The organism is Franconibacter pulveris (assembly GCF_056780215.1).
In genome coordinates this window covers 4,389,773-4,401,244 of record NZ_CM165555.1, presented here as the reverse complement: position 1 = coordinate 4,401,244, position 11,472 = coordinate 4,389,773, and the positions used below count along the sequence as shown (strand labels likewise).

The 11,472-nt window shown below is 57.2% G+C and carries 8 protein-coding genes; 5 read left to right on the top strand and 3 right to left on the bottom strand.

Translation table 11 applies throughout. The annotated features are described in order from the left end of the window. The first annotated feature begins 3 nt into the window (after window positions 1–3). Window positions 4–753: a 16S rRNA (guanine(1516)-N(2))-methyltransferase RsmJ gene (gene rsmJ / locus ACU4F7_RS20815; protein ID WP_481637684.1), complete on the top strand. Its 750-nt coding sequence runs from the start codon at window positions 4–6 to the stop codon at window positions 751–753. 32 nt (window positions 754–785) lie between these two features. Here the strand turns inward: rsmJ and ACU4F7_RS20810 are convergent, their stop codons facing one another. Then, window positions 786–1,988, bottom strand: coding sequence for an NAD(P)/FAD-dependent oxidoreductase (locus tag ACU4F7_RS20810; protein ID WP_481637683.1), 1,203 nt, complete (start codon window positions 1,986–1,988; stop codon window positions 786–788). Window positions 1,989–2,215: 227 nt separating this feature from the next. Between ACU4F7_RS20810 and ACU4F7_RS20805 the strand changes: the two genes are divergently transcribed. Continuing rightward, the gene (locus ACU4F7_RS20805; RefSeq protein WP_029590633.1) at window positions 2,216–2,719 is read left to right on the top strand and encodes an RrF2 family transcriptional regulator; all 504 of its coding nucleotides are present in this window, start codon (window positions 2,216–2,218) and stop codon (window positions 2,717–2,719) included. Between the two features lie 76 nt (window positions 2,720–2,795). Here ACU4F7_RS20805 and uspA read toward each other — a convergent pair whose 3' ends face one another. Next, window positions 2,796–3,233, bottom strand: a complete 438-nt coding sequence (gene uspA, locus ACU4F7_RS20800) for a universal stress protein UspA (RefSeq protein WP_029590632.1) — start codon at window positions 3,231–3,233, stop codon at window positions 2,796–2,798. 387 nt (window positions 3,234–3,620) lie between these two features. On the opposite strand from uspA, the gene uspB reads away from it, so the two are divergent. Further along, the gene (uspB, locus tag ACU4F7_RS20795) at window positions 3,621–3,956 is read left to right on the top strand and encodes a universal stress protein UspB (protein ID WP_024553139.1); all 336 of its coding nucleotides are present in this window, start codon (window positions 3,621–3,623) and stop codon (window positions 3,954–3,956) included. Window positions 3,957–4,012: 56 nt separating this feature from the next. Here the strand turns inward: uspB and pitA are convergent, their stop codons facing one another. Continuing rightward, the gene (gene pitA / locus ACU4F7_RS20790; protein ID WP_481637682.1) at window positions 4,013–5,515 is read right to left on the bottom strand and encodes an inorganic phosphate transporter PitA; all 1,503 of its coding nucleotides are present in this window, start codon (window positions 5,513–5,515) and stop codon (window positions 4,013–4,015) included. Window positions 5,516–5,742: 227 nt separating this feature from the next. Here pitA and ACU4F7_RS20785 point away from each other — a divergent pair, with 227 nt between their 5' ends. Together ACU4F7_RS20785 and ACU4F7_RS20780 are read left to right on the top strand one after the other, a co-directional pair. Continuing rightward, the gene (locus tag ACU4F7_RS20785) at window positions 5,743–6,942 is read left to right on the top strand and encodes a BaiN/RdsA family NAD(P)/FAD-dependent oxidoreductase (protein ID WP_481637681.1); all 1,200 of its coding nucleotides are present in this window, start codon (window positions 5,743–5,745) and stop codon (window positions 6,940–6,942) included. A gap of 702 nt (window positions 6,943–7,644) precedes the next feature. Further along, on the top strand, window positions 7,645–11,454 hold the full coding sequence (locus ACU4F7_RS20780) for an NAD(P)-binding protein (RefSeq protein WP_481637680.1): 3,810 nt from the start codon (window positions 7,645–7,647) through the stop codon (window positions 11,452–11,454). Window positions 11,455–11,472 lie beyond the last annotated feature (18 nt).

Genomic DNA, 11,472 nt, shown 5'->3' with positions numbered 1-11,472 from the left:
CACGTGAACATTTGCTTAATTGATGAATCAGGCGCCGGAGACGGCGCCTTATCTGTTCTTGCCGATCGCTGGCGCTTACAGCACGACGCGGAGAACCCGATGGCGCTGGTCATGACGACAACGCATCTGGAGTTGCGCAAGCGCGATGAGCCAAAACTTGGCGGTATTTTTGTCGATTTTGTCTCCGGCGCGATGGCGCACCGCCGCAAGTTTGGCGGCGGGCGCGGCGAGGCGGTGGCGAAAGCCGTAGGTGTGAAGGGAGACTATTTACCGGACGTGGTGGACGCCACGGCGGGGCTGGGACGCGACGCCTTCGTGCTGGCCTCGGTGGGCTGTCGGGTGCGCATGCTTGAGCGCAACCCGGTCGTCGCGGCGCTGTTGGACGACGGTTTGCGTCGCGGTTATGAAGACCCGGAGATTGGCCCCTGGCTGCGCGAGCGGCTCACGCTTATTCACGCCTCCAGCCTGACGGCGCTGGAGCGCATTACGCCGCGCCCGCAGGTGGTCTATCTCGACCCGATGTTTCCCCACAAGCAAAAAAGCGCGCTGGTGAAAAAAGAGATGCGGGTGTTTCAGTCGCTGGTCGGGCCGGACGAAGACGCTGACGGTCTGCTGGCTCCGGCTCGCCTGCTTGCCACAAAACGCGTGGTGGTGAAGCGCCCCGACTACGCGCCGCCGCTTGCGAACGTCGCTACGCCGAATGCGGTAGTGACCAAAGGGCACCGGTTTGATATTTACGCCGGCACGCCATAACGGTCAGTCTCGTCGCCAGGGCCGTTGAAGATTTACACAAACGGCGCCAACGGGTCTGCAATCCCGAATGCGACGGCTTTATCCGCCTTTGGCGGGTAGATAAGCTCGCTGGTGATCGACCGCTTCAGCTTTTTCGCTTCCGCACGCATCAGTTTCACCTGCTGATCCCAGCCTTCTGTGTAGACCGCGCCCCACGCGCCCAGATCGAGACAGGTCACGTAGTTTTCCTGGCGATACGGTAGGGGAGCCACGCCCAGCAGGCCGGCAGCGGCGTTGTTGCCGGCAAACTTGCCCAGCAGAATGGCGTGCTGGCAGGTCATTAATGCGTAGTGGCCTTTGTCGTCGGTCGCGGCGTACGCCACGTCGCCGGTGGCATAAATATCGTCATACCCTGTCACCTGCAGCTGGCTGTTCACATGCAGACGACCTTGCGGATCGCGTGGGGCGTCTATCTGCGCCGTCAGGCCGTTTGCCTGTACCCCCACCGTCCAGATGACGGTCTGAGAGGCGATTCTCTGGCCCCCTTTCAGCGTGATGCCGCAGGCGTCCACGCTTTCCACTTCTACGTTCACTAACCACTCTACGCCCAGCTCCGCCGAGGCTTCCACAATCACGTCGGGCAGGGCGTCGCTATACCGTGCGCCAGGCTGCGGGCCGCGTTCAACTACGACTACTCTGGTCTTAGCATCTCTCCCCAGTATCTCCCGCAAACGTGCTGGCAATTCCAGCGCCATTTCAATACCGGTAAAGCCGCCGCCGCACACCACAACGGTATTGCGCGCATCGCTCTCTTCTTTGTGCGCCAACGCTTTCAAATGCTGCTCCAGTACCGCAGCGCTTTCCAGCTGATCCAGGTCGAACGCATGCGCATGCGCCCCGGCGACGAAGGAACGATTGACGTGGCTGCCGCTGGCCAGAATCAGGCGGTCGTAGCGCTGTGAATGCGCTTCGCCGCAAGCGTCTGTCCACATTACCGCTTTTGACGCGGGCTGGATCTGCGTAACGGTGCCTTGCAGGAAAGAGATGCCGGTTGCATCAAACAGCGGTTGCAGAGGGGCAACCAGCGTCTGGACCGCACTCTCATAAAAACGGGGACGCACGCGCAGCTCAGGCTGCGGAGCGATAACGGTGATATCGACGGTCTGGTACGGGTGCATATCCGCAAGTCTGGCCGCGCTGAGCGCCGCCCACATGCCTGAAAAGCCGGCTCCAACGATCAAAATTTGTTTACGCATTATAGTTTCACTCGTGTCATTACGGTATTTACTCGGATTTTATTGATCGTAGTTAATGAGCGCAATCCGATTTATCTTCCGCAGCGCATAACGTGGCGCTATTGTTAATAACACGTTGATTTAAATATAATTAAAAATCATAACAGGAATTGCTAATTTTTGACTTCTGGCACGGATATGCTGGAAAAGCTACAATAACTCAGAATTAATTAAGCTGAGATTCAACGATGGCATTTTACAGCTCTGGAGTGGAGTACGGCATTCATAGCCTGATGTGTATGGTCGACAGCAAAGGCGATGCCCGCGATATGAGCGTACGGGAAATTGCTGACCTGCAAAGCGTGCCTTACGACTATCTGGCCAAGATTTTTACCCGCCTGTCGAAAGCGGGGCTTGTGCGCAGCATTGAAGGTAAAGGCGGCGGTTTTCAGTTAGCCAGGCCTGCGGAGCACATCACGGTGCTTGATGTGGTGCAGGCGATTGATGGCGAAAAGCAGATCTTCGAGTGCCGTGAAATTCGTCGTCGGCTGGCTGTGTTTGACGAACAACCGCCAGCGTGGGCTTGTGAAGGAGTTTGCAGCGTACGTGCGGTAATGGACAGCGCGCAACAGAGAATGGAGGAGGCGCTGGGACAGCATACGATTCTGGATCTGGCGCGTAAAATGTATCGTAAGGCGCCTGATACTTTTGTGGTTGAAGTACAGGAATGGATTGCCGCGCGTAAGGCATAACCCCACCTGCGCTGGCTGAGGTTATGCCTCGTTTCAACCAGGGACGGGTACGCGTAGCGCCCCCGCCCCCGACGCGTTACTCGTCGTCTTCGTCACGCAGCGGCACAATCAGCATATCGATATGCACCGTGTTGATGAGCTGGCGAGCAGAAGACATCAGTTTGCTCCAGAAATCCTGGTGATGACCGCAGACGACCAGGTCGACGTCATATTTTTTAATGGCGTCCACCAGCACCTGGCCTAAATCGCCGCTGCCGCTTAAGGTTTCGGTAATCGGGTAGCCTGCGCTGGTGGAAAGCTCGCTCAGCGCGTTGTGGGTCTCCTCGGAGATGCGCTTTTGCATATCGCCAAGGTTCACGTCGATAAGGCCGGTATAGAGATCGGAGTAATTCACATCGACATGAATCAAAGAAATTTTCGCGTTGTAAGGACGCGCCATGGATACCGCTTTTTCTACCAGCACTTTGCTTTCCGGTGACAGGTCGACCGCGATAAGAATATGTTGATAAGCCATAGTGTTACTCCTTCCATAAGATGTCGATGACCAGTGGACTGAACGGCGTTTTTGCTTTGCCGCTCGCGTGCCGGCGTCCTGCGTACCACCCTTGCGGGAGCTGACTCCAGCGTAAGGACTTCAATTATAGAGGCTATTTGTACCTTATAGCGCTCTGATTTATCCGTCAATTGACCCTGGTCACCCTTATTCAAATGAAAAATAGCTCGACTGGCATTGATAAGGATTAACGTTGTGGTAAAAAAATTAACGGATCTCCTACACTATTTAATGAGCCGTTCGGGTGAATAAATGTGATCCCCGGCGGGTTTTACTGCATCCATTTACTGAAATGTCAGACTGGGCATCCGGTGCGTTCGCGCCGGATAGCGTTGCCGGGGGTGGGGTATGGTCAGCACTGTTGCGCTGTTTTGGGCCTTGTGTGTGGTATGTGTTGTCAATATGGCGCGCTACTTCTCGTCGTTGCGCGCGTTGCTGGTAGTGCTGCGTGGTTGCGATCCCTTGCTTTATCAGTATGTCGACGGCGGCGGATTCTTTACCGCCCACGGCCAGCCCAGCAAGCAGATCCGCCTTGTCTGGTATATCTACTGGCAACGCTACCTCGACCATCATGATGATGAGTTTATCCGCCGCTGCGAGCGGGTACGCCGCCAGTTCATCCTGACCAGCGCCCTGTGCGGGCTGGTGGTGGTAAGCCTGGTGGCGCTGCTTATCTGGCACTGAGCATAAAAAAAGCGGGCCAGTTGCCTGACCCGCTTTATTCTTCTTAAGCCTGACGCTTACACAAAGCGCAGCGCTATCCAGTACAGCACGCCGGAAAGCATAATCGACGCAGGCAGAGTAAAGACCCAGGCCATCAGGATGTTGGTCACGGTTTTACGCTGCAGACCGCCGCCATCCACAATCATGGTGCCCGCCACGGAAGAGGAGAGCACATGGGTGGTGGAAACCGGCATCCCGGTGTAGCTGGCGATACCGATAGAGACCGCCGCCGTCATCTGTGCGGACATGCCCTGCGCGTAGGTCATGCCTTTCTTACCGATTTTTTCGCCGATGGTGGTCGCCACGCGGCGCCAGCCGATCATGGTGCCAATACCCAGCGCCAGCGCTACGGCCATGATTATCCAGACCGGCGCATACTCGATAGTGCTAAGCATGTCGCCTTTCAGGTTATTCAGCAGACGTTTGTCATCCGCGCTGGTCTCCGGCAGCTTAGCGACTTTATCCGTCGTGTCGGAGATACAGAGCATAATGCGGCGCAGCTGGCTGCGCTGGTCAACGGTCAGCTTGTCATAGCTGTCGATGGAACCCAGCATCGCTTTAGCGCGGTCCAGCGCGATAATGGCGCGGCTGGCGTCGCAGTGGAACTCTTTCGGGCTCTCTGTCGAGTTCACCTGTTCCGGCGTCGGGATCAGCGGATCGACCCCTGCCACCTGGCGGACCGCTGCCGGGTGCTGCTGGAAGTAAGTTTCGACATTGTTGACCGCATCGCGGGTACGCGTAATGTCGTAGCCGGAGGCGTTCATGTTAACCACGAAACCCGCAGGCGCCACGCCAATCAGCACCAGCATGATAAGACCGATGCCTTTCTGGCCGTCATTCGCGCCGTGGGAGAAGCTGACGCCGATAGCTGAAAGGATGAGCGCGATACGCGTCCAGAACGGCGGCTTCTTCTTGCCGTCTTTCTTTTCACGCTCGGCCGGGGTCAGGTGGATACGGGCGCGTTTTTTCGTGCCGCTCCAGTAGCGGCGCAGCAAAAACACCAGCCCGCCCGCAAAGACCAGGCCGACAATAGGCGAAATGATTAGCGAGCCGAAAATATTAATGACTTTCGGGATGTTCAGCGCGTCCACCACTGACGTGCCGGTCATCAACGCATTGGTGAGGCCAATGCCGATGATAGCGCCAATCAGAGTATGGGAACTGGAAGCCGGCAGGCCGAAATACCACGTGCCCAGGTTCCAGATGATGGCCGCCAGCAGCATGGAGAAGACCATCGCCAGGCCGTGCGCGGAGCCAACGTTCAGCAGCAGATCGGTGGGCAGCATATGCACGATGGCATAAGCCACGCTCAACCCGCCTAACAGCACGCCGAGGAAGTTAAAGATTGCCGCCATCGCCACCGCGAGTTGCGATCGCATAGCGCGAGTGTAGATAACCGTTGCTACTGCGTTTGCCGTATCATGGAAGCCGTTAATGGCTTCATAAAACAGTACAAATCCCAGAGCAAGTAATAACAACAGGCCAGTATGCAGATCCAGCCCGGCAAACAAATGTAGCATAGGACGTTACGCCATTTTGAGGACATGAACGCGGCGCATTATCTAAGACAACCGCGGCGCGGGCAAAGTGAAATATAGACTTTTTTAAGGATTTACGTGCGGTTGTCATTTTTATTAATAATTTTATCTTTTAAATTCAAAGATATAAATTTTGAAACAGGTGTTACGCTGGTGCGACCAGCGCCGAATATTTACAATCGCGGCCCAGTCATTAAGAGGAAAAGGCAGTGGAACAGTTTGATGCCGTCATTATCGGGGCGGGCGCAGCGGGGCTTTTCTGTGCGGCGCAGGCCGGGCAGGCGGGCTGCCGGGTGTTAGTGCTGGATAATGGTAAAAAGCCAGGACGTAAAATTCTGATGTCAGGCGGCGGGCGCTGCAACTTCACCAACCTCTATGTCGAGCCCGCCGCCTACCTGAGCGAGAACCCTCACTTTTGTAAATCGGCGCTGGCGCGTTATACCCAGTGGGATTTTATCGATCTGGTGGGTAAGCACGGCATCGCCTGGCATGAGAAAACCCTCGGCCAGCTTTTCTGCGATGATTCCGCTCAACAGATAGTCGATATGCTGATGGCGGAATGCGATAAGGGGAACGTCACGCTGCGCCTGCGCACCGAGGTGCTCAGCATTGAACGTGACGACAATGGCTATACCCTGCAGCTTAATGGCGCGGAAGTAAAAACGCCGAAGCTGGTTATCGCCACCGGCGGGCTTTCCATGCCGGGCCTGGGCGCCACGCCGTTTGGCTATAAGGTCGCGGAACAGTTTGGTTTAAACGTCTTGCCGACGCGCGCAGGCCTGGTGCCCTTTACGCTGCACAAGCCCTTGCTGGAGCAGTTACAGACGCTCTCCGGCGTGGCGGTGCCGTCGGTGGTCACGGCGGAAAACGGCGTCACCTTCCGCGAAAATATTCTTTTTACCCATCGCGGACTTTCCGGCCCGGCGGTACTGCAAATCTCCAGCTACTGGCAGCCGGGCGAATGGGTCTCGGTAAACCTGCTGCCCGATACGGATCTTTCTGCGTTTCTTAACGCGCAGCGTGAAGCGCACCCCAACCAGAGCCTGAAAAATACGCTTGCCATGTTGCTGCCAAAGCGGCTGGTGGAGTGTTTACAGGAGCTCAAACAGATCCCGGATGCGACGCTTAAGCAACTCAATGGCCGCCAGCAGCAGGCGCTTGAAGAGACGCTGCAAAACTGGCGCGTACAGCCTAACGGCACGGAAGGCTACCGCACTGCGGAAGTGACGCTTGGCGGCGTGGATACCCATGCGCTCTCCTCGCGCACCATGGAAGCGCGGGACGTGCCGGGGCTCTATTTTATCGGCGAGGTGATGGACGTGACCGGCTGGCTGGGGGGCTACAATTTCCAGTGGGCGTGGGCCAGCGCCTGGGCTTGCGCACAGGCGCTGGCGGAAAGCCGTCGCTAAACGCGCTTCTTCGCGCCGGTAAAAGTCATTTACCGGCGCGTTTTTATTTTATTTGTTAGCCCAACAGAGAATAAATTATCCGTGCCGTCACTGGTCCTTTTTTATTAATTTAAAACCGCTACTGGTTAATTTTATTGGGTCAATGGCTTTAATTTTCGTTGCGTTTGTTTAACGCGGAATTTTATATTTTTACTATTGACCGAAGCGGTATTGATTATTTATTCACGATTTTAGATTTATTTTTCCCGCGCCGCTGCGTTTTTGTTTTTTCCCTTCCTTCAGGCCCATTGCAGCGAGGCGTACAGGCTATGACAGTAAATTAACGAAGCGTGGAATAACGCCTTCAGGGCACTGCTTTTATTGTTGCTGGCTGCATAACCTTGCAGAAAGAGTGACGTTACCTATACTTTTCACTGATGGATTTCTGCGAGCAACTATTCATTATTAAATTATAAATAAACGTGACTGGGCGATATTTCGCCCGTCTTTTTCTTTCGCCTGCGCGATATTTTTCACCCGGCGCAGATACATATTTCCGCTTCGTTTAATAAGGCTCGGTCGGGTATCCGGCGAAAAGGGTCGGCCACCTTAAGGCGCGCCGCTTTCGCCACGCTTTCGGTATTTTTTACGCTGCTGAACCATCCCTTACGGGTGGGTTTGGTAGGGAGGTTTTGTCTGTAATAAACAGGGGAGTGGGAACGCGTGGCGATATTCTCAACGTTCTGGCAGGCAGGTTATGAAGGGGCGGACCATATCAATCCGCAGGGTATCCCGCTCTCACTGAATACGACGACGGGCCATCTGCTTCGCGTGCAGGAAGATTATGCCGCGCTCGCCCCTTTTTCTATCGCCACCGTGCGGGAAAGCGTGGGATGGCGGCTTACGGAAACGCCGCAGGGTTATGATTTCACCGATGTCGCGGCCCGCATGGAGGCGGCGCGCGAGCATGGCGTGCAGGTGTGCTGGACGTTATGCCACTACGGCTGGCCTGATGGCCTGAGTCTTTTTTCCGCTGACTTTGTTCCTCGCTTCGCCCGTTTTTGCGGCGCGCTGGCGCGCTTTCTTGCCCCTTACTACGACCAGCCGCCGGTCTATTCGCCGGTTAATGAAATCTCTTTTATGAGCTGGGGGATTGAGGTGGGGGTGTTTCCCTGCCCGGACCGGCCGGAAAGCGGCGTTGCCGATGCGGCCAAACGCCAGCTGATCCGCGCCGCTATCGCCGCGTGTGACGCCATCTGGGAGGCGGACAGCCGCGCCCGTATTCTGCATTGCGACCCGATTATCCATGTCATCTCCCGGGATGCCGACCCTGAGGCGCAAGCCGCGGCCAGGGCATGCTCTGACGCGCAGTTTCAGGCATGGGACATGCTGAGCGGCCGCCTTGCGCCGGAGCTTGGCGGCGCGCCGCGCTATCTCGATATGATTGGCGCGAACTATTACCACAGCAACCAGTGGGAAGACACAACCCACTACCGCCTGCCCTGGCATCTGGGCGACAGACGGCGTAAGCCGCTCCACGAAATGCTTTACGAACTTCATCAGCGTTACCAGAGGCCGATATTGCTGGCGGAAACCAGTCATGTCGGCAGTGGGCGCAGCGCCTGGGTTCGCCATATCACCGCGCATGTGGCGCAGGCGCAGCTTTCCGGCGCTGATATTTGCGGCATCTGCCTTTACCCGATTGTAGACCGACCTATGTGGGAGGACCCCACGCACTGGACGCAAAGCGGCTTATGGGATCTCGACCTGAGCGGGCCGGACCCGACCGCTCGTCGTCTCCACGCGCCCTACGCCGCCGCGCTCCTTCAGGCGCAGCGCACGCTACGCCATTTTCAATCGTTTATTCACCCGGCGAACCGGGTCGAGGAGAAGGGTATGCATCAGAAAACACTGCTTGTATTCAGCCACTTACGCTGGGGTTTTGTTTTCCAGCGACCTCAGCACCTGTTAAGCCGTCTGGCGGAATATTATCGGGTGTATTTTATTGAGGAACCGGTGTTTGAAGCTGGCCCTGCCGGGTTATACCAGACCGCTCCCGCCCCTAACGTGACGGTTATTCAGCCCCACACGCCTGTGGAAGCGCATGGCTTTCATGACGATCAGATTGCCGTGTTGCAGCCGCTGCTGAGCGAGTTGCTGAGCGAAGGACAACAGCCGGTCGTCTGGTTCTACACGCCGATGGCGCTGCCGCTGCTGACCACGTTTAAGCCCGCCGTGGTGGTGTATGACTGCATGGATGAGCTTTCCGCTTTTCATCAGGCGCCTCGCCAGCTGCAACAGCGCGAATCGGCGCTGCTTGGACGAGCCGATCTGGTCTTTACCGGCGGTTCGAGCCTCTATGAAGCCAAGAAAAACCGCCACAGCAGCGTTCACTGTTTTCCGAGCAGCGTTGATGCCGCGCACTTTGAGCAGGCGCTCGACCGCGGCAACGGGCATCCGCTCCAGCAGGCCGTGCCGGGTCCCCGGCTTGGCTATTACGGCGTGATAGACGAGCGTATGGACCTGGGGCTTATCGCCGCGCTCGCCGATAGCCATCCGGAGTGGCAAATCGTGATGGTGGGGCCGGTGGTCAAAATCGACCCGCAAAGCCTGCCCCAGCGCGACAATATTCACTGGTTCGGCCAGCAGACTTACGAAGCATTGCCGCATTTTCTTGCCGGCTGGGATGTTTGCCTGATGCCTTTCGCGATTAACGCGTCGACTAAATACATCAGCCCGACCAAAGTGCTGGAATATATGGCGGCGCAGTTGCCTGTGGTGAGTACCGCCATTACGGATGTGGAGCGCCATTATGCAGGCCTGGTGGCGATTGCCCGCAGCGAAGAAGAGTTTATACGCGCCTGTGAGCAGGCGCTCGGCTTAACGTCTGAGGTGCGTGAAACCATGGCGCGGCAGATGGCCGACGTGGTGACGGCCACCTCCTGGGATGACACCGCGAAGCGTATGCACTCGCTGATTGAAAATGCGCGCAGCGCCGGGCAGACGCCCGCGGCGCAGACGACGCCTGATGGCGAACCGCAAACGCGGGAGAGCGCGGTGGTGCGGCTTAAAACGCTGGCGGCCGATGATGACATCATCCCCTGTCTGGTTATCGGCGCCGGGCCGACCGGGCTTAGCGCGGGCTATCACTATGGAGAAGGGGCCGTACTGCTGGAGAAGAACGCCGCCCCAGGCGGCTGGTGCCGCTCGATAACCGATAAAGGTTTCACCTTCGACTATGCCGGGCACATTATGTTTTCTGACGACGCTTATGTGCTGGAGATGTATAAACTGCTGCTCGGTAACAACCTGCATTGGCAGATGCGGGAAGCCTGGGTTTATAGCGAGGGCGTGCATACTCGCTACCCATTCCAGGCCTCGCTGTTCGGTCTGCCGCCGGAGGTGATAAAGGAGTGTATCCTGGGGGCTATTGAAGCGCGCTATGGCGCGACGCAGAAAAGCGGCGTAGCCGCTGTGAGCGGGCCTAAGCTCGCCGAAGCCTCCGCGCAATTCCGCGATTGCTGCGCCGACGGCGCGGTGCCGGACGGCGAAGCGTGCCGCGCGGCGAATGAAAGCGAAGGCGAAGAGAACTTCGAGCGCTTTATCCTGAAAACCTGGGGCCGGGGCATCGCCAAATATTTCGCCATCCCCTACAACAAAAAGCTCTGGACGGTGCCGCTTAGTGAGATGGAAACCTCCTGGCTCGGCGGGCGCGTGCCGCTGCCGGATCTCGGCCAGATTATCGAAGGAGCGCTCGCGCCGCTCGCCAAACCCATGGGGCCCAACGCCCGCTTCGGCTACCCGCTACGCGGCGGCTTTCAGGCGCTGATGTCAGGGTTCCTTCCGCATCTCAAGTGCAAGCTTGAAACCAATACGAAGCTGGTAAAAGTGCAGCCGCGCGAACATATCGCCGTGCTTTCCGATGGCCGCCGCTACCGCTACGAGCAGCTCATCAACACCATGCCGCTGCCGGAACTCATCAACCTGATGGGCGACGAAGCGCCGGAGGCGGTCCAGGAGGCGGCGAAAGGGTTGCGTCACGTCTCGATACGCTGCGTCAATCTGGGCGTCGGCCGCGCGGATCTCACCGAGAAGCACTGGATCTATTACCCCGGCGACACGATCTTCCACCGGATTTTCGTGCAGGGCAACGCCAGCCCGTTTTGCAATCCGCCGGGCGGCTGCGGGTTGACGTGCGAAATAAGCTACTCGCCCGAAAAACCGCTGCCGGTGGATGGCGATGCGCTTATCGCCCGCTGCGTGGAAGAGTGTATTGCGGTGGGAATGATAACGCGGGAAGACCCGATCCTGACGGCGAACATGGTTGATATCCCTTACGCTTACGTGGTTTATGACCATGCGCGCAAGGCCAACGTTTCGCTGATTCGCGAGTGGCTGCTGGGGTATGACATTCATCTGTCAGGGCGTTACAGCGAGTGGGAATATTACAATTCCGACCACGCTTTCCTGGCCGGGAAGCGGGCGGCGGAATATGTGAAAACCCGGGTGAAAACCCGCGGCACGCTGGCCTGAAAGGTGGTTCAGGTGTGT

Coding starts and splice junctions, on each gene's coding strand:
- uspA (WP_029590632.1), bottom strand. CDS start 3,233: ATGGCTTATCAACATATTCTTATCGCGGTCGACCTGTCACCGGAAAGC.
- pitA (WP_481637682.1), bottom strand. CDS start 5,515: ATGCTACATTTGTTTGCCGGGCTGGATCTGCATACTGGCCTGTTGTTA.
- ACU4F7_RS20810 (WP_481637683.1), bottom strand. CDS start 1,988: ATGCGTAAACAAATTTTGATCGTTGGAGCCGGCTTTTCAGGCATGTGG.
- ACU4F7_RS20805 (WP_029590633.1), top strand. CDS start 2,216: ATGGCATTTTACAGCTCTGGAGTGGAGTACGGCATTCATAGCCTGATG.
- uspB (WP_024553139.1), top strand. CDS start 3,621: ATGGTCAGCACTGTTGCGCTGTTTTGGGCCTTGTGTGTGGTATGTGTT.